Genomic DNA, 23,509 nt, shown 5'->3' with positions numbered 1-23,509 from the left:
ATTAAAGCAAATTCACACGTTTTTTTTGCGACCCGCATCAAGATTCCATCTGTGATTATTATGACTGTAATAGTTTTTAATCAAATTGGAGGAACTGTCACATAACCGAGAGATTCAGTTTTCTGGCTCTTTCTATTTTTTGCAAAATAAGGCAGACGGCACCATCCTACTCGCCCGACTTTGGTTTATGATGTGATGCTACACGACCTAAGTACCCCCTAAACACTAAAGGATGAGCGCGTGGATAACGCACCGGACGCAATGACACACTCACAGCCAGCGCTGCTTGCCAGATACCCAATGCCCGGTTATCTGATGATTATTTATGCTCTGCTTTTTATCGCACTCGGCTGGTTCAGCCATCAGCGCTGGGGGAGCCCCGCTTCTCCGACAACCACTTTAGCGGCTCAAGCAGCCACCTTGCCTGCGGCAGAGGAGCAAACACCAGCGACTCCTGCGGTGACACCTCATCAAGAAGCCCCCCATACCCATACGCCAGCCTCCTCAGAGAAGAGGACCACGCTGCCGCTACCCGCCATCAGCAATGGTGAGATTCCGCCGCTGGCCTACAGCGCGCACGTTTATACATCGGATGAAGCCAAGCGCAGCATCACGCTCAACGGTCTGCAATTCCGTGAAGGGGATTCACCAATAGAAGGGCTGACCATAGAGCAGATCCAGCAGGATATGACCATTTTCAGCGTAGAGGGCGAGGTGTTTATTCTCGAAGCGCTGGAAGATTGGCCGGGCGGAAAATTCAACGAGAATGAACGTTCCGCCGACGATGAAAGTGGAAACGCTATGCCTTAGCCTCGGCTGCGAATGGCATCAATAAACGGCGTCAGCGTACGGTTAAATTCCGAACACTGCGCCTCTTTTGGCGTACTGTCTTTCAATAACCCTTGGTACAGGCTTTCACTGCGCTGCGGTAAAGCCTGATAGCTCGCGACATTCCAGCCTCGCTGTTTTGCTACAGCCAACGCGACATTAGCAACTGTCGCATCATCGGGCAGATCGCTGCGGTTACACTTCGATTTGAGATAGCGGGTAGCCGCCACCAGCGACGCCAGTTGATTCATTTGATCGTTAGGAGAAACCGTTACCGCAGAAGACTGACCTGCCACCGTTCCTTTTTGGGCAGACGTTCCTGTTTGTTGGCACCCGGCCAGCGTGACGCAAAGCAGCGTTAACGCAGAAATTTTAGACAGTGATAATGACATGACAAACTCATCCTGATTGAGATTAACGGTAGGCATTCTAGCAAATGATAAGCCGCTGTCACGGCATGTTTATGTGCTCCCGGTCAGACAACCGGGAGCGGTGGACATCAGGCAGCCGTGCCCTTGCCGGGTAAGGATTTGGTGGTCGGTAAGAGACCGTCAGCACGGAACATGGCCTTAATACCGCGCACCGCTTGCCGAATACGATCCTGATTCTCAATTAAGGCGAACCGCACATGGGTATCGCCATAATCGCCAAAGCCAATACCGGGGGAGACGCAAACCTTCGCTTCCGACAGCAGTCGCTTGGCAAACTCCAGCGACCCCAGATGCGCATAGGCTTCAGGAATTTTCGCCCAGACGTACATTGACGCTTTTGGCTCATCAACCATCCAGCCTGCCTCGTGCAGACCACGCACCAAAACGTTACGGCGCTGGCGATACTGCTCGGCGATGTCCCGCACACATTGCTGATCGCCTTCCAATGCAGCAATCGCCGCCACCTGCAACGGCGTAAACGTGCCGTAATCGTGGTAGCTCTTAATTCGCGCCAGCGCGCTGACCAACTCTGGGTTACCGACCATAAAGCCGATGCGCCAGCCCGCCATGTTGTAGCTTTTCGACAGCGTAAAGAACTCTACCGCAATGTCCTTCGCGCCGGGAACCTGCATGATCGACGGCGCTTTCCAGCCGTCGTACACGATATCGGCATAGGCCAGATCGTGGATCACCAACACGCCATACTGTTTCGCCAACGCCACCACGCGTTCAAAGAAATCCAGCTCAACACACTGTGCTGTCGGGTTCGACGGAAAACCGAGAATCATCATTTTCGGCTTCGGAATACTCTCGCGGATCGCGCGTTCTAATTCGTTGAAGAAATCGACGCCGTCCACCAGCGGCACAGAACGCACCTGCGCCCCGGCAATCACCGCACCATAAATGTGAATCGGGTAGCTGGGGTTCGGCACCAGCACCGTATCGCCATGATCCAACGTTGCCAGCATCAGGTGCGCCAGCCCCTCTTTGGAGCCAATCGTGACGATAGCTTCGCTTTCAGGATCGATATCAACCTCATAACGATCGGCGTACCAGCGGGAGATCGCACGGCGTAAGCGCGGAATGCCTCGGGAGGTCGAATATCCGTGAGTATCTTCGCGTTGTGCGACCGTACAGAGTTTTTCCACGATATGAGGAGGGGTCGGGCCGTCAGGGTTACCCATGCTGAAATCAATAATATCTTCGCCGCGACGACGCGCAGCCATTTTTAATTCAGCAGTAATATTAAATACATACGGGGGAAGACGATCGATGCGCGTAAAACGGCGCGGAGAAGTAGAATCAGCCATAACATCCTCAGATTAACGTGAGCGCCCGGACCGTCCGAGCGACGCAGTGCCTGTAAAGGCACTCTACTCAACATCATTCAAATCGCTGTAACCCGTTTTTCGTTAACTACAACTTTCGTTAACCACAGGGGTACAGGCGACCTGAAGTGTGATGAGCTTATTCAAGCTATCTCAGATAATTCGCCCTGTCGATACCATGCTCATAAATTTTTCCAGCCCGGAATTAAGCCTCATCAATTTCTGGCTACGATCGCAAAAAATGGAGAATACGCACCAAAAGAAGCATTACACTTGATGACCCGCTCAGGCCTTGTAAATAAGGCGCTTATCCCCCTGAGTCACAGGAGGGTTAACCCGAGAGTAAGCTTATGACTGAGATGCGATATTTCACCGAGAGTTGGCCAATAGAAGGCGCATTTACCATTTCACGCGGCAGCAAGCGTCAGGCGGATGTCGTTGTGGTGGCAATCCAGTCCGGCAACGTGACAGGCTACGGCGAATGCGTTCCTTATTCACGCTACGGCGAGTCCCTCGACAGCGTCATGGCACAGATTGCCTCACTGCACAGCGATGTCCGTAACGGTTTAGATCGGGAGAGGCTGCAAACCATCCTGCCCGCAGGCGCGGCGCGCAATGCGCTCGATTGCGCATTCTGGGATCTGGAGTGCAAACAGCATCAACAGCGCATTTGGCAGCGTTTGGAACTTCCTTCGCCCACGGCGTTGGAGACGGCCTATACGCTATCTCTGGATACGCCAGACCGTATGCGCCACGCCGCAATACATCATGCTAACCGCCCTCTTCTCAAACTAAAGCTGGCCGATGCAGACGATCTGGCCAGAGTTGCTGCCGTGCGCGAAGGCGCACCATCGGCTCGTCTGATTGTGGACGCGAATGAAGGATGGGATACCGAACGTTATCTGACGCTGGTTCCTGAACTCGCTGCACTTGGCGTAACGATGATCGAACAACCTTTCCCAGCAGGCAAAGATGATGTGCTAGCAGACTTGCCCCGCCCGATTCCCGTCTGCGCCGATGAATCCTGTCATGACAGCCAGTCGCTGTCCGCTCTGGTCGGCCGCTATGACATGATCAACATCAAGCTGGATAAAACCGGCGGTCTAACGGAAGCCCTGCGTCTGCGACAATATGCGCAGGAGCAAGGTTTAAAAATTATGGTCGGCTGCATGGTGAGTACATCGCTCTCGATGGCACCTGCATTTGTCGTGGCACAAGGTGCCGCCGTGGTCGATTTGGATGGCCCGCTGCTCTTGCAGCGCGATCGTACTAACGGGTTGCACTATAACGGTAGCGAAATATTACCGCCCGACGCATTATTGTGGGGATAACGCGCGTTAACCTGCATTGAGCAACTATTAAGGAGTGTTGTGATGCAACGTCTTGTTTATGTTGATGGACAGTATGTAGAAGAAAATGAAGCAAAAATTTCTGTATTTGACCGTGGTTTCCTGTTTGCCGATGCCGTCTATGAAGTGACGGCGGTCATTGATGGCAAACTGGTTGATTTCGCCGATCATATCACTCGCCTGCAACGCTCCTGCCGCGAGCTGTCGCTCACGTTGCCCGTCACTCCTGAGGCACTCAAAAAGATTCACGATGAGCTGATCAATAAAAACGATCTGAAAGAAGGTGCGATCTATTTACAGCTTAGTCGTGGCAATGCTGGCGATCGTGATTTCTATTTCCCTTCTGCTGACGTCAAATCCACGCTGGTGTTATTCACTCAGGCACGTTCGCTGGTCGGTAACCCGAAAGCCACAACGGGCCTGCACGTTGTCACCACCGAGGATATTCGCTGGCACCGTCGGGACATCAAAACCGTCAGCCTGCTCGCCGCCAGCCTGGCAAAAGAGTATGCCCATGCCAATCAGGCCGACGACGCTTTCTTTGTTGAAGACGGTTTCATTACCGAAGGCAGTTCCTGCAATTGCTACATCGTCCTGCATGACAACACGGTTGTGACCCGCCCACTCAGCAACGCTATTCTGCACGGTATTACGCGTCAGTCGCTGCTCAAGCTGGCAGAAAAGGAGGGCATTACGCTGGAAGAACGCTTTTTTACGCCGGAAGAGGCGTATCACGCTAAAGAGATTTTTGTCAGTTCAGCCACCATGCTCGTTCTCCCCGTCGTAATGCTGGATGGAAAAACGATCGGCGACGGCAAGCCCGGAAAAATCACTCAGCGGTTGCGTGAAATCTATCTCGATATGGTTAAACAGCAGGAAAAATAGCCGTACTTTACATCCTATAAACACGGCTTCGATGTTCATCCGTTACCCGTTCACTGCCGGATAACGGATGGCTGAGTACATTATTTATCCTCACCCGACATGCCGTCAGTCAGCGCAAGCCCTGAGTTTTCCAGCACCATCTTCTGCGGTACGGCCAGTGGAATATTAGATTCCCGCAGTCGCTTGATAATCGCAAACAACAGATCGCTCTTCGCTTCCGATACCATTCTCGGGCTGCTGACATAGCCCGTGACACTCAGCACCATGCCCGTTGGGTTCAACTGACTGAACTTCACTGACGGTGCAGGGATTTCCAGAATCGCCTCATGGCTGATATAGGCATCCAATAACAGTGTCCGGACTTCTTCAGGATCGATATCCAGCGGGAACGTCAGCGCCAGCGTGGCAACCCCAAACGGGTTCCCCATCGTAATATTGCGCACATTCTGCGAAATAAATTGGGAGTTCGGCACGATCACCGTCGAACGGTCGCCAAGCTGAATTTCCGTCGCACGCACGTTAATCCGCCGGATATCCCCTTCAACGCCGCTGATACTGACCGAGTCGCCCACTTTCACCGGGCGCTCTGTCAACAAAATCAGGCCGGAGATAAAGTTCTTCACGATCTCCTGTAAGCCAAAACCGATACCCACCGACAGCGCGCTGACAATCCATGCCAGCTTGTTCCATTCAATCCCCAATGTCGCCAACGTCAGCAGGATAATCAGGATGTAGCCGATGTTGCTGAACAGCGTCACCAGCGACGCACGGATACCGCGTTCTAACGTCGTTTTAGGAAGGAATTCATCTTCCAGCCAGCGTTTTGAGGAACGTAAAACATAAACCCCCACCACCAGAAAGAGCACGGCATTGACCAGATGAGCAGGCACGATGCTCAGCGTTTCCAGCCCTTTTCCGCCCCAGATTTCAACGGCTTTTTGCACCAGCTCCAGCGGCGTAGTGGTGCCAAACGTCCCGTTCAGTAAAGCGACGGCCGCCATCAAGATTAAAAATACTTTACCGGCAGCCGACAGGAGCAAGGTCGCCTGAGCCAGATGCCGATCGTCCAGATTGAGCGAATTTTTCATTCGCTTGCCGCTGGCGTTGTTGGGAGAAAAGAGGCTTTCGCAGATATCGGTAATAAACGTTGAGAACAAATACAGGCAGGAGAACACCATACCAATCCACACCAGCTCGAACGCCAGGAAACGAGCCAGTGAGATATAGCCGATGACCAGCGACACCAGAATAGAGAACGATGTTGCCAATACGGCAAGATGAATAATGCCGGATAATGTCGAACGCGCTTCCGGTTGTTCCCCTGAATGCACCATCTGCCGACGAATCTGATCGCTTTTTAGCGTGATAGTTCCCGCCGTAAAGGCCAGGAACAGTGCAGATAAGCCGTTCACCATAATGGTTGCCGCGACCGATGTTCCCACCGTCGCCGTCACTTGTTCAATAAAACCGAAGATCAGAATAATGCCCGCGGCAATCACAGGAAACGGCTTCATGGCTTTTGCGACGGGGTTAGCGATCGCAGGCAAACGCCATGAAGGGCGCTGATTCGAAAGGAACGCACGCCCCAATCCAGCGATCATCGAACAGAAAATTGCCTGTCTCACCAACGCATCAAGGAACGACACGATGCGTTCTGAAGCTTCACCGTGGCGCGTAAACGTAAAGTCGATCAGATTTACCGCAATACCGATCGTGACCACAGTTGAAATAACCGACGCCGTGGCTAAAAAGCTCCGCCGCAGACGCCCTTCCGGCAGCCAGTTAATTCCCGCCCAGGCCAGACATTTCTCCATGTACCGACGCCCCGCCGAACTCATCGCCATGGCGATCAAAATCAGAAGTGCGGAGCCGTAACGCCAGTCTGGCTCCCAGGCCACCATAAAGGCGTCACTTAATTGATCCTGAAAGGTGCTCAGGCGACGTACATCCTCAGCCTGCGGAGCCACAATCGGTGCCCAGAAACGCCCGCCCAGAATGCTACCGGAATTCAATGCCAACTGCGTTTTCAGCGCATTACGGCGCAAAGTCACGATTTGCGCGGACAGATTGGTCGCTCCGGTGCGTAAAGCCTGAATCTGCTCGATCTGCGCATCCATTTTCGCTTTTTGCGTATTCAGACTGTTTCGCTTACGCGTCACTTCGCTGGTTTCACTAATGCTGGATCCGGGCTCTGGCGCGGGTCCTAAGACATCCAACTGAGCCTGAATTTGAGCGCGCTGCGGTGCGACTGCATTAGCAAGCTCATTGGCGCTATTCACCAGTTCCTGCGTTGTGTCATTCAACGCGCCAAATTTGCTGTCGTTATTGGTGCCTGAAACCTGCTGCTTGATGTTATCTAACTGTTTTTGCAGCTTGACCAACTCGGCATCAACATTAATTTTTACAGGTGCATCGGTCTGCGCAGGCTGTGGGTCAGGATCAGAGTCCGCACTCGCCGCCGATGCATATCCAACAGGCAGCATCAACATTGCCAGCAGACAAACGCGCAAGAATGCGGATGAAAGAATGTTCATAAATCAAAAGGTTCCAAAGTTCGACAAAATAGCGGATCCACAAATAGCCGAGCGACAAACCCAGCACGTGAAAGCAGCCCACACTCATCAAAAACCCACGAATGCGGACGGACATAGTGTACCAACAGCGCAGAACGCAGAATACGTCCGTTCATAACTTGAAAAGAATTACTGAACGCATCTGGCAGATAAAACTGAAATTTTCATTGCTATGTGTAGTGCATGTGGACGAGGCTCGCAATTGTGCAAAAAAGTCACACCTGAGAAAGCGACATTCACCAAAGTTGTACAGGGATTCACCGTATAGCGTAAATCCAGCGCCAACCCGTTGACTCACTGGGACGTGTGGGTATAATCCAGCCCACTGTTGTAACACGCAACAGCCATTTCTTTTTGAAATGCGCCCTTAGCTCAGTTGGATAGAGCAACGGCCTTCTAAGCCGTAGGTCACAGGTTCGAGCCCTGTAGGGCGTACCATTTTAAGTTCTCCCAAACTCTACCGAATTCAACAAAACCCCGTTATATTCATTGATACCACTAGGATTTTCTGTCGCTGAGCTCCACCGAGGTCAACCCAGCATACTGGAAATCAAGTCGATGTTGGGGGCCTCTATGGGGGCTCTTCTTGTTCAATGACTATTAGGGGCCCCCACCATGCCACTTAATGCTCGACAGATAGAAACCGCCAAGCCACAAGACAAAGAGTACAAACTCACTGACGGCGCAGGCCTTTATCTTCTGATAAAGCCGAATGGAGCCAAATATTGGCGTTTGAAATACCGCGTTGCAGGGAAAGAGAAAAAATTATCTATCGGCGTTTATCCTGATATCTCGCTTGCAGAAGCGAGATTAAAACGGGAAGAGGCTCGAAAAATCGTCGCTTCTGGTGGAGATCCTAGTGAACAAAAGCAGGTCGAAAGACAGGCAAAGAAAATCAATATCGATAACACCTTCAAGGCCATCGCTCTCGAATGGCATGAATACAAACGCCCTAACTGGTCGAAGGGTTACGCTGAAGATCTGATGGAAGCCTTTGAGAACGATATCTTCCCTGATATCGGCAAACGCCCTATTGCTGAGATCAAACCTCTGGAAATGCTAACCTCACTGCGGAAACTGGAAAAACGAGGCGTACTCGACAAACTGCGTAAAATTCGCCAAGCCTGTAATCAGGTGTTCCGCTACGCCATCGTCACTGGCCGAGCTGAAAACAACCCAGCATCAGAACTGGCAAGCGCCCTTCCCCCACCAAAGGCCACGCACTACCCTCACCTTCTGCCAGATGAACTGCCGGATTTTCTACGCGCATTATCAACTTACTCGGGTAGTAAGGTCACACAACTTGCTACACGTATCCTGATGCTTACCGGCGTTCGCACTATCGAATTACGACAAGCAGAATGGAAGGAGTTTGATTTTGAAAAACAGCTCTGGGAAGTGCCAAAAGAACGCATGAAAATGCGCCGCCCTCACCTTGTGCCCCTTTCCGATCAAGTGATCAATGCACTCCAACAACTTTACACCGTTACCGGACGCTACAACCTGGTTTTCCCTGGACGTAACGACATCACCAAGCCGATGAGTGAAGCCAGTATTAATCAGGTACTGAAACGGATTGGTTATCATGGAAAAGCGACAGGACACGGCTTTCGCCACACAATGAGCACCATACTACATGAACAAGGCTATAACACTGCCTGGATCGAATTGCAGCTTGCTCATGTGGACAAAAACACCATTCGTGGAACGTATAACCATGCGCAGTATTTGGAGCAGCGAAGGGGTATGTTGCAGTGGTATGGGGATTTTATTGATGGGCTGGAACATGAAGATGTGAAGAAGGTTGTGGTAATGGGGAAACGAAAATAGGCAGGAAGATAATTAGCCGGAGTTGTTCCGGCTTTCGCGTTACGAGATCGATGGTTGAATAAGTATAGTGATCGCATGATGCGGGTGATCAGGGGGTAACTTAGTGTGCTTCAAAATACAGCTTACACATGTGCGATTCGTGACACGTATAGTCTTAATAGAGATGATGCAGCAGTACTTTTTTAGATAATATAAGGATATGATCTAAAATGAGTAAATATAAAAACCAACTTCAAACGTTACCTATAGGCTACACATGAAACGGATAATCGGTTATCTCTTCACTCTACTTTTACTTGTTGCTCTTGTGTATGCCGGGTTAGTAAAGGGTGATGTATTCCCTGAATGGGTCATGAGCAAGAAGCTCATGATTCGTTGCGGATTGATCGGTATTCTTGGTGGAACTCTTTATTGTCTCCGTGGAGTGTATCTAAACAAATGTGTCAAGAACTGCTGGGATGACCGTTGGTATGTTTGGTATGTGTTGAGGCCTGTTGTCAGTGGTATCTGTGGTGTTGTGGCCTACCTGTTTCTAAAAGCAGGTTTGATAGTGTTAGATGCATCACAAAACGGTAGTGGTGGAGACTATGGATATATGGCATTTGCCTTCTTTGCTGGGTTGAATGTAGATAAATTCATTGGCAAAATCGAAGATGTAGGTATGGCTATTTTTGGGATTGAAAAATCTCGCACAGCAAGGTCGGGTGATAATTCCGATCAGAAATAATTAAAAAGGATATAATATGTCTGCAAAGATATCTTTCTTTCCCGTTGGTAATGGGGATATGTCACTCATCCAAACGGAAGATGGGCAAAATATTTTAATCGATTGCCACATAAGAAAAGGGAAGGAACATCCTGATGTTCTTTCCCAGTTAAGAGAAAAGCTGACTCGTGACGAGAAAGGTAGATTATTTATCCACCTATTTATTTGGTCTCATCCTGATAAAGATCATTGTTCTGGAATTTCAGAGTACTTTCATTTAGGCAAACCCGAAGATTGGAGTGAAAGGTCAGATAAAATCTTCATTAATGAAATCTGGTCCAGTCCGATAGTATTTAGGCGACATAATGCACAAAATAATAATTTAGTCCAAGATGCAAGAGATCTTAATTCGGAAGTAAAACGAAGGGTTAATCTTTACAAAGAAAAACGATATTTAGATGGTGTCGGTAATCAAGTTTTAGTCTTAGGTAAAGATGAAAATGGTAAAACTGATGATATCCCTAATATTGTACTGCAACTTGATAATACAACCCGGCGAATTAATGGTACATATTCATACAATTTTGAAGCTCATTTACTTGCACCATCACCAAAAAAAGATTTGGATGAGGATGAAGATAAATTAGGGAAGAATCATTCAAGTGTAATTATTAATTTTACGTTGAAAGGTGATAATAAAACAGCATTCTTTTTAAGTGGTGGTGATGCGGAAGTTGTTTGTTGGGAAGGTGTTCGTAACCGCCTGTTTAAAAATTATAATATGTCGTGGCTTGATTACGATATACTACAAACCCCTCATCATTGCTCTTGGCGATCTTTATCGCATGATAGTTCAAGCGGTAAAGGAGATGAAGCAAAAACATCCAAACTGGCGATGGAAGTATTCAGCCGAGCAAAACAAAATGCTTTTATAATTGCAAGTTCAAACCCTATTGCAGATGATGCCAATGATCCTCCATCTTATCGAGCAAAAAAAGAATACGAGGATATTGTTGATAAAGTACAAGGTCAATTTCTATGTGTGTCGGACCATAAAAAGAATGGAGAGAATATTCCGTTAGAAATTGAGATTTCGGATAATGGCATTAAGAAAATTGCAGCATCTGCGTTAGGCATGGCAGAATCATCAAGTGCCGCTGTAAATAGACAAGGTGGTGGTGGTTATGCCTGATTGTCTTAATAAAAAGATAGATCAGTTGAGCACAATCCTTGCACCTTATGGTGCAAGGAAGCTTTCTACAAGTGAATTATTAAAATTTAATGATAAATATGCTTGCTCTTGGGAGTTATCAACTGATTTAGAATTTAATAATGAACCTATTTTATTGCAATTAAGATATAAAAGCCTTAGTCAATTTGACATACCAGATGTGTTTATTTCTTCTCCTAAAATTGATGTCTGCCAACTTCCACACTTAGAAAAAAATGGCAAGTTATGTGTTTGGCCTGACAGCTATATCATCGATAACGATGATATGACCTATGCCATCGATTTGCTAAATGATGCTATTTTGATGCTAAGAAAAGGTATAAATGGCGATTTGAGTGAGGATTTCATTGATGAATTCCAGAACTATTGGATTTATCAATGTAATAAAACAGATCGACTCATAAGTCTGTGTGACTTAACAAGTAAAAATACAAGATTTATTTTCGGTTATAGTGTTAGAAAATTTGGAGTAATATACTCCGACACACAAAAAGAATTGATTAACTGGTTAGAAAACCAAAAAATATTACCATTGGAATCGGATGGAAGCGATTCAAAAGATAAGCGAATAAGGCAGCAACGACTCGCTAAAATAGTTTCTATTCCATTGGTATTCTTCAATGAAGCTTGGTATCCAAGTCAGTATCCCAAAACTATAAGGGATTTTTTTGAACTGATAAATAAACAACATGAAGATCCAGAAACCACTATTGAATTGATATTAAGATCATGTGCTAACATGTTTAATGTCAAACCAATAATTTTAATTTCATTCCCAACTCCTTCTGGAATGAATATTATAGGAATACAAATATCCAAGGGAGTTAGTGACCTTGCCGCAGACCGCTACGATGCCAAAGGTATTAGTCGTGGTCGATTCAGAAGAACAGCTTTATTAGATGGTTATAGGAATTACATTGATGGAAAAATATTAAAATATAGAATATTCGAAACTAAAACAGAAAATTTCATAGTTGATCGTTCTGATGATTCTTGGTTAACGGGACGTGAGCATAACAAAACTTACAAGAAAATTTCTGAGCATAAAGTAGCTATAGTCGGATGTGGCTCTATAGGGTCTTCGGTATCAAGACTATTACTTCAATCAGGCATTAGAAAAATGATGCTTTGGGATGATGATGTAATGAAGAGTGAAAATTCTTCTCGTCATCTATTAGGATTTGATTCAGTTTACAAAAATAAAGCATTAGCTCTTGCTTCAAAACTACGGGTGGAATTTCCAAATGCCTATATAGAAGCTTTTAATGAAGATTGGACAGAAAATTCCAAGAATAACCAAAAAATTTCAGAGGCAGATATAATAGTAAGCTGCACGGCACATTGGAATACTGAACAGCAGTTACTAAAAAGGCAGTCTGAGGATACTCTCGGTGCTATTGTCTTTGCATTTGTAGAAGCTCATGCAATGGCTGGGCATGTAATAGTCAATCAAGTAGATTCTAATGCTTTCAATAGCTGGCATATTACAAAAGGTAATCATGTAGGTGCATTAAAATATCCTACTACTTACTGGAAAGAAAACACTCGCAAAAGAATAGCAGCATGTGCAGGAGAATTCCAACCATACGGAGCTGTCCCATTGACTAACATACATGCTCTAACTGCAAGAACAATAATAGATCTTATTATGGATCGTTTTTCAAACATATCTTTTGCTTATAGTTATATAGGAAGAGAAGAAGAACTTTTAGAGCTTGGTGGGAACTGGAATGATAAATGGATAGCAGAATTTGGAAACCCCGGAAAGGGTGATTGTATTATACCTTTGATTTTTGAAAATTCTAATTGGAAAAAACGTGATGCATAAATTTCATTGTATCGAATTAGATTTCAAAATATGCATCAGCCAAAGCATTGTAGATGAATTATTCTCTCACCGTCAGAGTCACTGTTTTAGTAAAGAATCTGGAGGGATGTTATTTTCCAATAATCTCAATGACTCAGAGATTGAAATCAATAAAATAACCACACCAGGCCTTACTGATTTGAGGAAAAGAAATTTTTTCAAGTTAGATGAGAAAAAAGCCAAAGAAGATATCATTTCGTTATTCAAAGAAGGCTTTCACTACTTAGGTGATTGGCATACACATAACGAAGAATTGGCAAAACCATCAGGAACGGACATCCGCAGTATCCAAGACTTATTTATCAAATCAGGTCATACAAGACCTTTTTTTCTCATGCTAATAATCCCAAATAAAGAAAATATTTCCAACTGTTATTTAGCAGCAGCAGATGGGAAGATATTATATAAATTCACATATCAAAAAAACCAAATAAAAAGGTTATAATTATATGAATAGCACAAGTGACTCATATCCATGGTGGTTAATCATATCAATACTAGGCCGTGTCCCTTAACTTAACAACCGCTTCAAAAATAACCTGTTCGCCCCCAGTTTTAGCATACTAAGGCAGTTTCTGGCTATTTTTTCTGAGCGTGTCGCGATACGACGATTTTTTTTGAGTATCGCAAAGCAACGCTCCACTACATTGCGTTTTTTGTACAGACTCGTATTGAGCGGCTGGCGTCTGTCATGACTGGCTTTCTCATCCAATTTAAAAGGAATAACCGCTTTTATTCCTTTTATTTTCAAATGAATGCAAATGCTTCTGCTTGAGTAATTCTTATCCTCCAACACCGCTTTCGGACGCGATTTCAGATGTCCATTTTTCGGATAATCCCGGCCCGGTTAAGCAACGTTTCAGCATACCGGCTTTCGTGGGCTTGTCCGCCGCTCATGCAAAAACTCAACGGCAATCCTGTACCATCTGTCGCCAGATGGATTTTGGTGCCAAAGTCGCCGCGAGAGCGCCCTGGTAAGTATCAAGATAGTTGGCCCCCCGGTTGATTTAGGCTGCTTGTTTTTCCCGCTCAGGGCTCAGCATTACCTTGCCTACCTGATGCCAGTTTCGTGTTCTGCCAGACCAACGTTCAGGTCGTTACGCTTTTGCCACCCGTTACACCGCATCTCGTTTTTTCAACAGCACGCCGTCTTCTCCCGATGTCGCTGGCCCGGCGTCATATACCTGATGCCGCTATGTCTATGCGTTTCGTTATACCACTGCGTAAAATCATCTACCTATTCACGCACCTCACCCAATGTACCGAAACCCGATGACGGCCACTGTGGCACATATTCCAGTGTTCTGAACAGCGACTCCACATACGCGTTGTCGTTACTGACTCTTGGGCGGCTGTGAGATGGCCTTATTGCCAGCTCATGTGGCTTCATTTGCAACGTCTGTGACTTCATCGCCGCACCATTGCCCGCATGCAGTGCCGCTGGGTATTGTATTGCCAGCATCCTTCCCGAAGGACCGTGTGTTGTATCAGGGCTGCCGCCTGCTCACCACTTTCAGTTTCATGCACTTCATATCCCACAATATTTCGGCTGTAGAGGTCTGCTAGCCATTTTAGTCGAGATACCATCAATCACTGCAACACCAAGTATGTTTCTTAATGGGATCAGTGACTTGGGTAGTTTTGATTCTAATACAAGTAGTGCTCGTACGTTTTGTGTCCGTGATTTTGTCATCAATACGGCCTCCATTACTGCTCGGTACTTAACACATTGAAATAGCCCCCGGACAATATCGCTCTCAGCTGATATGTAGGACTTGACCTCTGCTGCCACCCAAATCTTCTTACTACAGAATGAAACATCCAATCAATCACCAGAGGGCAATAGATCTTCAGTAATACCAACTGGGGTACTATAATCAAGTCCAATCGCGGTAGGATTTTGTGCGATAAACTCTTTTAAAGCTTTATGTGCTTCACTCTCTCCCCCCCTTGAAAGCAGCTTTAGCTTTTTTCACGAGCGGTGTGAAATCAGAGATGGCTGGGTCAAGCTTAAGAACCTTAAGAACTTCCTGCCAACGAGGATATGAGAAGATATGCTGAAGTTCTGTTTCAACGATTTTTCGCTTTCTCCGAATTGGAAGCCTTGAAAAATCTTCTTTTTTAATAAGAAACCAACCAATACTCTCTCCAGGAAGCCTGGTATTTTTATTTACCACAAGGCATTGAATTGGCGGAACTTTAACTTTCCAAGCTTTCGAAAGAAGTTCTAAAGACCGCCCAATGCTTCCAAGGATGTAATTTAAATTGCGCGGGTTCGGCATCCCCAGCTCTTCTGCAAGGTCTGAGTAAACAATCGGAGAGCATGCCTCCGATTGACGTACAAGCAACGGCAATGCCATGCGAGCCTTTACCTGATAAAGCTTACGTCCACACTCGAGTGTGCTTGAGATGATCTACACATTGCAGTGGCAGAGGTAGGTAATGATCAAATATTACATAAAGGCGATTCGTCCGAGAATCGTATATTTATAACCTATAAATCTCTATCGCTATCTTATCCACGGCTAATAAAATATTTATTAGGGATGACACAGTGTTCCTCCTCCATCTAACACAAAAGACATTTATATTGATGGCAGACCGAGTCGGTCAAAAAACGCACGATTACGCTCGTTAGCAGAGTTCAACAGTCGATCAAAAGAGATCACTTCTATATAGGCCTTGAAGTTTGGATTGTAACCAAAATAACCGAGGTGATCACTTGTTGCCGTGAGCCCCAACGTTTTACATCTTTTGACTACAGAGGGTGTAAGATCACAAACTGCATAACAGAATCCAGGAATATCTTCAGAACGTGGAATTTGTCGTCCATTTGCCGTTTTCACGCCACCTTCCCGTATCCGCTCCAAATAACCTAACGCCTGCTCAACTGGATCTTTATCCTCGCCAGGGCCAGCATCATTTCGCATAGGACGCTTAATTTCCACAATAACGATTGATGCCAAGGGAACCTGCTGGCCCTCTGAAAATAAAATTGGCTCGTCGTATACATTGAGAGCACAAATATCCGGCTCTTTATTCTCGTTGCAACCTGTTATTGGCATAGAAGAAAGCGCTTTATCAGAGGCCAAGAAATCATGAAAAGCAAGACGTTCATCAATCAACCAAAGATTACAACTATCAAGGTGAATTTCATCTGATGTTTTACGCAGAGGCATAATTAACTGATGAATAACCTCCTCTTTTACGTATTTTCCGTCCGGCCCTCGCTGAATTGCTTTTGCAAGAATATCCAACACCACTTTACGATGGAAAACATAATCGGCAAGATCAGACTTTTTTAGATCATCTACCTTCTCAAGATATTTTGTCAGACGGGTTCTATACTGCTCCGTGTTTTCATTGATGCCAAAATTCATCATTTCTTGGCCTTCAGAAAGTAAAGTACTTTCCAGTTCGGCTAGTTGCTTATGAAGAAGAAGATCTAACTCTTTGTCAGATATATCTGGATCAACAACCAAGCGATCTTCATCAATTCGCTTCAATATTGGTCGATAACGGGGAGCTCGTTGAGAAACGAAACTCTCAACCCTCGCCCGACCTGCAGCTTTAGCTTCCTGCAAGTATTGTTCAAGATAGTGCGAGGAAGATGCAAGTATCGATTTTCGTATATCAGACAGGTTAACCTCTGATCCAGAGAAAAGATCATCGCTAATTTCCTGTATGTCGAAACCTATACGTTCGGGTCTCACGTGCTCATCGAGGAATGGAGAAGTTACGTAACAGGCATAAATAAAATCGCCGTTTTCATCCTTTATACGGCCATGTAATCCAGGGATTTTGTTGGCTATGTTCTCCTCTTCGACGACCCGACTGGCCGCACACCAAGCAATAAAGGGTTGTTTTACTGGACCAGACTTTAGTTTTAAGTGGGTGATATCAAAAGACTGACCTTTAATTGTAAGCGTTTCTTTTGATGAAGATGAGAACATATATTCATTATACACTTCGTCCAGATGAATGCGCTCATTGTCATCAATAATTGAAATTGAGGGTGCTCCACCATCCCGAACAAAATACCATAAACAATGTTCAAAAAGGCTGTTTGCAATCGTTCGTGCATTTTTGGCAGATTTTTCGCGATACTTCTTTTCAAACCCTGCAAGGTGAACACAAGTTCCAATCTTCGTATTCGGGCTTGCCTCAGTATCTGTTATCCCTGAAACGCCCTGAGATGCCGTGAACGAAAATGTCCTGTGCTTCAATGAGCCTGTTGCATCTCGATAATGACTGGAAACATTAACAGCCTCAAAGGCCTTAAGCCAAAGCAATCGGCCAACTCCACGGCACCCCTGACCTGCCTTGTATTCGCTATCTAATGTTTCGAACGAATCCATATTACGATCATGAAAACCAGTGCCATTGTCGTAAATTTTGAAACCAAGTATAGGCTCTTGGGGAGTGATTCCACGGCGAGATTTGGCATCGTCAAACCCAAGAGTCCCTTGGGGTATTCGGATTATCTCGATGGTAATCTCTCCAGAGCCGGGCAATGCTGTCTGTTCTGCTATAGCATGAATAGAATTCACAACCGCCTCAAACAGCGGCATCAGACTGTGACTTAATGGAAGAGGCGTATTGCGTAATCTTCCACGTAAAGACGTATTCATGCTCATCGCTAAGTCTCCAACTGATAGCTATTTGTTGCTAGAAAACACAGGGCCAGCGGATGTGACAATCATTTGACCGAAGTTCACAATAGTAGACCGTGTTCCCAAGTAATTTAGAGATTACAGTCATATTAGCCGCCAATTGTCCCAATGTGTATCCGGTTCAGCAATACCACAACCTCTTTAATATTGACTGCACCCAAACGACCGTTCTTCCCTGCAATACGATTTGGTTCGCTCTTTGGCGAAGTAGCTAACCCTGAATGTCAATCGATCATAAATCGTTCGATAATCTTCAGCGTTTATATCCAGATAATAGAGAGGGTTTTCAGGGAAGTGTACCAGCGTCCGGTAATCGGACTGGTTACTCAGGCCTAACCCACTCAGCCATGCTGCTTGTATCAACGATGCTAGCCCCGTTCCGCTTTCGTCATACCTTCCCAGGCCGCTGAAGGTGTCTTTGTTGACGAATAAGACAACATGATAATGGGATTTTCGGTTTTCCTCTCCAACTTCGCGTACCCAGAGATGACGCAAATGGCAGGGGTATGTTCGTGTCCCTTGCTTCTGCTTACTCCGATATCGCGCTTCAATCTTTGCATCCAGTGATTCAACGAAACGGGACATCAAGCCCTGACGTGCATTGAATTCATCGTCTGGCAAGCGTAAATCTACCCGTATTGCCGTGGTGCGCGGATGCTCGGCTACTGCGTTATTTATCACGCTAATCATGCGTTGCAGATAAGCCTCATTGAACGGAGCCTGGCTCTGATCAATACGAATGTTATCTATCATGGTTTTTCACTTATAAGATTGCTACAGGCAGGACATAGCCTTACCCGTAGTGGGCTAATGAATGAGTTAATAATGTGTGGGGATACTGCTGTAACAGCAGTAAGAGGAATCACAGTGATATGTGAATGACTACCTGACTTGTAACCAAGTGGATATATAATTCAATTATATCATACAGTTAATAATACCAATCCGTCATCAAGCACACCCGAAAGATGCCTGTGGCGTATGGTGTTACCTGAGAAAATCAGGTTAATTTTTACTCCGAAGTTATCCTGCTCATACTATGGCCTGTTAACGTACCAAAACGTCTGAAGACGATTCGGTACGTGTTATGTTTGAGGAACCTCTGTAGAGCCTGTATTTCAACCTTTCAGGCAATTATATTTCCCGGCTGTAAATGCCTGTCTTGCACAGTGAACGCTGTTTCTTCCCCCGGTAGTGGCTACCACACATTGTGCATCGCCAGTGTGTAACCCGCTGAACGGGTGCTAGCTGTGCAATAATCTTCATACTGGAGGATGTTTGATCCTCTGAGACAAGGTAAGCGCAATGTAATGGCGCGTTGAGATCACCAGCAGTAATAACATACTCAAACCATGCGGGTGTCGTTATCGTTGCAGGATGAAATACCAGCGGACACTGGCAGTGATGGCAGCGCCACTCATCGTCAGCAGAATTGACCTGACGGGTTGCCGCGATTTCACCGGTACTCCTCTGTACGATGTGGCATTTTTCTATACGCGTAGCCCACCGTCACAATGGCCGGGTGGCTTCAATGTAATCCTTCGTCAGCGTTGCCAGTCCTCGGTAAGTTTCTTGTTGTGCTGATATCCACTGTTTTAACTCATCAGCGTCAGGCAAGTGTAGTGAATACCATTCATCCAAATCTCTACCAGTGATGAGATCACACCAGCACAGCAGTATTAGGGCATGACGCATCTCCGGTTGCGTATGCAATCGGAATAGCATTTTTAATTGTTCTGCCAGCTTTCTTTTTCCCAACCGGCAACATTCGCTGAATAGCACGCCTGGAAGCAAGGGGTAATCAATATGCTTAATCAGTTGGGGAATAATATTGCAATCTACTACCTGCTCTGTGCGTATAATCTGGAGCAGACATTGTGGAATGACAATAACGGATATGCTGCCATCTTCTTGCTGGCATGATGCAATCGTCAGCTTGTGCCACAGTGTTATCGACTGTTGAAATAATCCATGGCACAGGTTTAGTCGGGTAAAATCATCAAGCCAAGTTTGATAATGGTTAAGTAATGGAGTTTTTTTCATCGTTATTTCCCTTCAATGCTGAATTTCAGGCAGCAGAAAACCGCCGCTTATGCGGATAATGGTGATAGCTGACTAAAAAGTGTTATTAGTGAATAAAAGGCGGGTTAGCGTTGTTTTCGGGATTTGGCAATGCTCTCTTGTAGCCAAGCCTCAACCTCACTCCTTAGCCAACGGGAACTCCGGCCAAATTTAACGGGCGCAGGGAAATCGCCATCCTGAATCAACTTATAAAACCACTTATCCGTCATCTCAGTGAGGGCGGTGATAAATTTCATATCGATAAACTGATCTTCCAGTAAGGTCGGTTGCGTTGCCATGTTGGTATTCTCCGGCTGGTAAATAGATATCAGAGCCGGGGGTTTTGCTTACCAGTCGACTCCGCTATACCAACTGACCCATCTGTAAAAATACTCAGTAGCCAACTAATATGTGTAAATTTTACATCCTTCAAGATATAAAGAACTACTCGTGATTTATTTTTTCACCTAGTTTCCACAAGTCATACTGTCATGCCTAAAGTTGCTTTTTCGTTGGGGGTGCTTTTTCACCAAAATCATTTTCTTAAATAAGCCCATCGGAGTTTTTTCCCTTTCCACTTCCCTTTGACTCGAATGATTTGGGGTATATATAGCTAACGAAATAGGTATTGATGATGGGGGGGAGGCGTCTATATAAATTGTCTCTAATGGTATTTTGTAGAGAAATTATCTGTACTCTGCCTATGATCATCTACATGAAATCATCAGATATTCATTGTGTTTTCAGCATGAAATTGTCAGAATTATACATAAAATCACGTAGTGATGAGGTGGTGTGTATGGCTAGTTTCCTGGATGGTAGAGATTCTGTACTTTTTTTGTTCACCGCTTTGAAGTTGAAGGGGGCAACATTTCCTCCAGAGGCTGGAGAGAGTGATATAGGTAGTTATGAAAAAAGAGTAAAAAGATATCTTCTAAATAAGGGAGGGGATGAAATTAAGGTTGATTATTTTCTTAACAAGGTTCGAGAAGATAGGGAAAAATTACTACCTGATGAAAATGAATTGACATGGCTAAAAAATGACTCTCGGGCTAGTTATTGGTTTCTTCTTAAAATTGATAATCTTAGTTATATCTGTGAAGATGACATTCTTCTTGGGGAAAAAGATGAACTGGTTTTTGTTGAATCATCCTTAGGTAAAAAAGTCCCACCAGAGCATGGAGCAAGAATAAATTTCATTAAAGAAAAAATCCGAGGGGATATACCAAGAGCAGTAAAAGGATACTCAATTAAAAAGTTCATTCTTAACTCACATAATGAATGGATTGATTTGATTTCCCATAATGATTTGTTTAGTGGTATTAATGGAAAGACAGGCATTACAATTGACTGGTTACTAAAATACCTCAGAGATAGCAATATTACAACTTCAGGTTATCGATGTGGGGATAGTATAGATGAAAAAATAGCATACTGTTATGCGGCTTATTTTAATTGGTGTGAAATAATTAATCTTGATTTCGATGGCGCAAGAAAAGAGTTATTCATAAATAAATTTAAAAGTGCATTGAGTACACAAAAATCCAGAATCAAAAAGAGAACTGAAAAACATAAGGATTTGAACGTTACTATTTCACAAGAAACACATGATAAAATTCGTGAAATTTCTAAAATAGAAGGGATTTCAAACTCCAGAGTCATTGAATATGCTATTCATATCGCTTGGCAGCAAAAGAAAAATCGGCAATTAAAATAATTTCAGATAGATATTATCCCCATGCACACCCCAATCTGTGGCGGTTTCAATAGCCGCCACGCTGTTCTGTCTGAGAAATCCTTATGCCCAATTACGAGAACCTGCGAGAGATACAGGCGTCGCTATCAGTATTGCCGGGTAGCCTGCACCAGCGCGTCATTGACCACATTGAACAACTGATCCAATACGAACCCGTCATCGGCATTATGGGGAAAACCGGTGCGGGCAAATCCAGTCTGTGTAATGCACTGTTTCAGGGAGAAGTATCCCCGGTCAGTGATAACAGTGCCTGCACCCGGCAGGCTCTTACGTTCCGGCTGTCATCAGGGCAACGCAGCATCCTGTTTGTCGATTTACCCGGTGTCGGTGAGAGTGAGGATAGGGATCGTGACTATGCTGCACTCTACCAGCACTGGCTGCCGCGCGTTGATATTGTGCTCTGGTTGCTCAAGGCCGATGACCGTGCACTTGCCATTGACCAGCATATCTATCGCACCGTTATCGGTGAGCGCTACCGTGACAAGATACTGTTTGTCCTAAATCAGGTGGATAAGCTGGAGCCCAGTCACGAATGGGACTGGGATGCGCAGCAACCCTCATTAAACCAGTCAGGCAATATTTATGCCCGTCGTGTCACAGTGCGTTCCACCTTCTTTCCTACCCATCCGGTCTGTGCTGTATCGGTAAAAACCGGCTGGGGCATGGCAACAATGGTGGAGACGCTGTTTCAGTGTTTACCGCCCAAGGCCAGTAGTCCGCTGTCGGCCCGGCTACAGCCCAACTGGCGGTCAGTGGCTATTGAGAGCCGGGCTCAGGATGATTTTGCCCAGTCGGTTGGCGACGTACTTGATAGCGTGATTGCGCTGCCTGTCGTCCCCGCACCACTAAAAACACTTATCGGCGGCCTCAAACAAACCGTGGTGTCACTCGCCCGTTCATTGTGGTCATTGCTATTCTAGGCAACACCTAACCTTTTCATTCCCATCCGGCCCTGTCGCTTTTGTGACAGGGCTTTTATTTATTCTTTTTCTGAGGACATTCCTATGGTTCGTTTAGCTTCCCGCTTTGGTGCCGCCAATGTTATCCGTCGCGACCGACCGTTAACACACGATGAATTGTTCCGCGTGGTCCCCAGCGTGTTTAGCGAGGACAAGCATGCGTCGCGCAGTGAACGTTACATCTGTATCCCGACCATCACCCTGCTGGATAGCCTCCAGCGTGAAGGGTTCCAGCCCTTCTTTGCCTGCCAGACCCGCGTCAGAGATATCGGCAAACGCGAGCACACCAAGCATATGTTACGCCTGCGCCGGGAAGGACAAATCACCGGCCAACAGGTGCCGGAAATTATTCTGCTGAACAGTCATGACGGCTCCAGCTCCTACCAGATGTTGCCGGGGCTGTTTCGCAGTGTGTGTCAGAACGGCCTGATTTGTGGTGAATCGTTGGGTGAGGTTCGGGTGCCACACAAAGGCGATGTGGTGGGGCGGGTGATTGAAGGGGCTTATGACGTGCTGGACACCTTTGAGCGTATTGATGAGAAGCGGGATGCCATGCAGTCACTGCTGTTGCTGCCACGGGCTCAGGTAGCGCTGGCAAAGGCGGCGCTGACCTACCGCTTTGGCGAAGACCACCAGCCGGTCACAGCAGCGCAGATACTGGCTCCACGCCGCTGGCAGGATGAATCCAACGACCTGTGGACCACCTATCAACGGGTACAGGAGAACCTGATAAAAGGCGGGTTGACCGGTCGCTCCGTGCAGGGAAAGCAGGCCCGCACTCGGGCCGTCAAGGGGATTGATGGCGATATCAAACTCAACCGAGCACTGTGGGTGATGGCGGAAACTATGCTGGCGACATACCAGTGAGTAATGGACAACGTGTTATCACTCTGTAACCACCTGGACAGGGTATGTCCAACCGTTAGCGTTTGCCCCCATAGCCTGTTTACCTCAATTGCCCCTCAGGCCGCATCCCACCGGCTTTCTTACTGAAAATAAAAATATTTTTCACAGTGTCCATACCCTGACCAC

21 protein-coding genes, 1 tRNA gene and 1 pseudogene are annotated in these 23,509 nt (G+C 46.0%); 12 read left to right on the top strand and 11 right to left on the bottom strand.

From position 1 onward, the window contains the following. The first annotated feature begins 240 nt into the window (after nucleotides 1–240). Nucleotides 241–810, top strand: coding sequence for a type II secretion system assembly factor GspB (gspB, locus tag H0248_RS06250; RefSeq protein WP_180785169.1), 570 nt, complete (start codon nucleotides 241–243; stop codon nucleotides 808–810). On the opposite strand, the gene gspS is transcribed toward gspB, so the two are convergent. Both gspS and alaC read right to left on the bottom strand, forming a co-directional pair. After that, nucleotides 807–1,220: a type II secretion system pilot lipoprotein GspS gene (gene gspS / locus H0248_RS06245; RefSeq protein ID WP_103862244.1), complete on the bottom strand. Its 414-nt coding sequence runs from the start codon at nucleotides 1,218–1,220 to the stop codon at nucleotides 807–809. The two genes, gspB and gspS, sit on opposite strands and share 4 nt — an antisense overlap. Before the next feature lie 107 nt (nucleotides 1,221–1,327). Next, nucleotides 1,328–2,569, bottom strand: a complete 1,242-nt coding sequence (gene alaC, locus H0248_RS06240; RefSeq protein ID WP_039497602.1) for an alanine transaminase — start codon at nucleotides 2,567–2,569, stop codon at nucleotides 1,328–1,330. A 368-nt stretch (nucleotides 2,570–2,937) separates the two neighbouring features. On the opposite strand from alaC, the gene dgcA reads away from it, so the two are divergent. Continuing rightward, nucleotides 2,938–3,918: an N-acetyl-D-Glu racemase DgcA gene (gene dgcA, locus H0248_RS06235; protein ID WP_180785168.1), complete on the top strand. Its 981-nt coding sequence runs from the start codon at nucleotides 2,938–2,940 to the stop codon at nucleotides 3,916–3,918. A 42-nt stretch (nucleotides 3,919–3,960) separates the two neighbouring features. Then, nucleotides 3,961–4,821, top strand: a complete 861-nt coding sequence (locus H0248_RS06230) for a D-amino-acid transaminase (RefSeq protein ID WP_180785167.1) — start codon at nucleotides 3,961–3,963, stop codon at nucleotides 4,819–4,821. An 80-nt stretch (nucleotides 4,822–4,901) separates the two neighbouring features. Here H0248_RS06230 and H0248_RS06225 read toward each other — a convergent pair whose 3' ends face one another. Next, a complete protein-coding gene (locus H0248_RS06225) occupies nucleotides 4,902–7,355 on the bottom strand; it encodes a DUF3772 domain-containing protein (protein WP_180785166.1) in 2,454 nt (817 codons plus the stop codon). A gap of 400 nt (nucleotides 7,356–7,755) precedes the next feature. Between H0248_RS06225 and H0248_RS06220 the strand changes: the two genes are divergently transcribed. The 6 genes from H0248_RS06220 to H0248_RS06195 all read left to right on the top strand — a co-directional run bounded on the left by H0248_RS06220 (nucleotide 7,756) and on the right by H0248_RS06195 (nucleotide 13,473). Next, nucleotides 7,756–7,832, top strand: a tRNA-Arg gene (locus H0248_RS06220). Between the two features lie 177 nt (nucleotides 7,833–8,009). Further along, on the top strand, nucleotides 8,010–9,224 hold the full coding sequence (locus H0248_RS06215) for a tyrosine-type recombinase/integrase (protein ID WP_180785165.1): 1,215 nt from the start codon (nucleotides 8,010–8,012) through the stop codon (nucleotides 9,222–9,224). A gap of 256 nt (nucleotides 9,225–9,480) precedes the next feature. Next, complete coding sequence (locus H0248_RS06210) at nucleotides 9,481–9,951, top strand: hypothetical protein (RefSeq protein ID WP_180785164.1); 471 nt, start codon at nucleotides 9,481–9,483, stop codon at nucleotides 9,949–9,951. A 16-nt stretch (nucleotides 9,952–9,967) separates the two neighbouring features. Continuing rightward, nucleotides 9,968–11,122: a hypothetical protein gene (locus tag H0248_RS06205; protein WP_180785163.1), complete on the top strand. Its 1,155-nt coding sequence runs from the start codon at nucleotides 9,968–9,970 to the stop codon at nucleotides 11,120–11,122. Then, nucleotides 11,115–12,989, top strand: a complete 1,875-nt coding sequence (locus H0248_RS06200) for a ThiF family adenylyltransferase (protein ID WP_180785162.1) — start codon at nucleotides 11,115–11,117, stop codon at nucleotides 12,987–12,989. Before H0248_RS06205 ends, H0248_RS06200 begins: the two co-directional genes overlap by 8 nt. After that, nucleotides 12,982–13,473: a Mov34/MPN/PAD-1 family protein gene (locus H0248_RS06195; protein WP_180785198.1), complete on the top strand. Its 492-nt coding sequence runs from the start codon at nucleotides 12,982–12,984 to the stop codon at nucleotides 13,471–13,473. The genes H0248_RS06200 and H0248_RS06195 overlap by 8 nt, the downstream gene beginning before the upstream one ends. A gap of 66 nt (nucleotides 13,474–13,539) precedes the next feature. Here the strand turns inward: H0248_RS06195 and H0248_RS22605 are convergent. The 8 genes and pseudogenes from H0248_RS22605 to H0248_RS06155 all read right to left on the bottom strand — a co-directional run. Beyond that, nucleotides 13,540–14,000: pseudogene (locus H0248_RS22605) on the bottom strand (IS5 family transposase); the annotation flags it as partial. Between the two features lie 265 nt (nucleotides 14,001–14,265). Then, nucleotides 14,266–14,490 (bottom strand): hypothetical protein, encoded by a 225-nt coding sequence (locus tag H0248_RS22445; protein WP_180785161.1) that lies wholly within the window; start codon nucleotides 14,488–14,490, stop codon nucleotides 14,266–14,268. 472 nt (nucleotides 14,491–14,962) lie between these two features. Beyond that, on the bottom strand, nucleotides 14,963–15,388 hold the full coding sequence (locus tag H0248_RS21890; protein WP_219608968.1) for a hypothetical protein: 426 nt from the start codon (nucleotides 15,386–15,388) through the stop codon (nucleotides 14,963–14,965). A 225-nt stretch (nucleotides 15,389–15,613) separates the two neighbouring features. Beyond that, nucleotides 15,614–17,665, bottom strand: coding sequence for an ATP-binding protein (locus tag H0248_RS06175; RefSeq protein ID WP_180785160.1), 2,052 nt, complete (start codon nucleotides 17,663–17,665; stop codon nucleotides 15,614–15,616). A 177-nt stretch (nucleotides 17,666–17,842) separates the two neighbouring features. Then, entirely contained in the window at nucleotides 17,843–18,454 is a 612-nt protein-coding gene (locus H0248_RS06170; RefSeq protein WP_180785159.1) for an inovirus Gp2 family protein, read from the bottom strand. Between the two features lie 381 nt (nucleotides 18,455–18,835). Continuing rightward, nucleotides 18,836–19,180 carry a putative zinc ribbon protein gene (locus H0248_RS06165; RefSeq protein ID WP_445482655.1) on the bottom strand — a complete coding sequence of 115 codons (345 nt, stop codon included), beginning with the start codon at nucleotides 19,178–19,180 and terminating at the stop codon, nucleotides 18,836–18,838. A 30-nt stretch (nucleotides 19,181–19,210) separates the two neighbouring features. After that, complete coding sequence (locus H0248_RS06160) at nucleotides 19,211–19,744, bottom strand: secretoglobin family protein (protein ID WP_180785158.1); 534 nt, start codon at nucleotides 19,742–19,744, stop codon at nucleotides 19,211–19,213. Between the two features lie 104 nt (nucleotides 19,745–19,848). Continuing rightward, nucleotides 19,849–20,061 carry a helix-turn-helix transcriptional regulator gene (locus tag H0248_RS06155; RefSeq protein WP_039503053.1) on the bottom strand — a complete coding sequence of 71 codons (213 nt, stop codon included), beginning with the start codon at nucleotides 20,059–20,061 and terminating at the stop codon, nucleotides 19,849–19,851. A gap of 500 nt (nucleotides 20,062–20,561) precedes the next feature. Between H0248_RS06155 and H0248_RS06150 the strand changes: the two genes are divergently transcribed. From H0248_RS06150 to H0248_RS06140, 3 genes are all read left to right on the top strand, one after another. Next, the gene (locus tag H0248_RS06150; RefSeq protein WP_180785157.1) at nucleotides 20,562–21,479 is read left to right on the top strand and encodes a hypothetical protein; all 918 of its coding nucleotides are present in this window, start codon (nucleotides 20,562–20,564) and stop codon (nucleotides 21,477–21,479) included. Between the two features lie 83 nt (nucleotides 21,480–21,562). Beyond that, nucleotides 21,563–22,438, top strand: coding sequence for a GTPase family protein (locus H0248_RS06145; protein ID WP_180785156.1), 876 nt, complete (start codon nucleotides 21,563–21,565; stop codon nucleotides 22,436–22,438). 84 nt (nucleotides 22,439–22,522) lie between these two features. Further along, a complete protein-coding gene (locus H0248_RS06140; RefSeq protein WP_180785155.1) occupies nucleotides 22,523–23,344 on the top strand; it encodes a DUF932 domain-containing protein in 822 nt (273 codons plus the stop codon). Nucleotides 23,345–23,509: the final 165 nt, after the last annotated feature.

The organism is Pectobacterium brasiliense (assembly GCF_013449685.1).
Taxonomy (GTDB): domain Bacteria; phylum Pseudomonadota; class Gammaproteobacteria; order Enterobacterales; family Enterobacteriaceae; genus Pectobacterium; species Pectobacterium brasiliense_A.
Note: the sequence above shows the minus strand (reverse complement) of the source record. Positions and strands in the feature narration are given on the sequence as shown.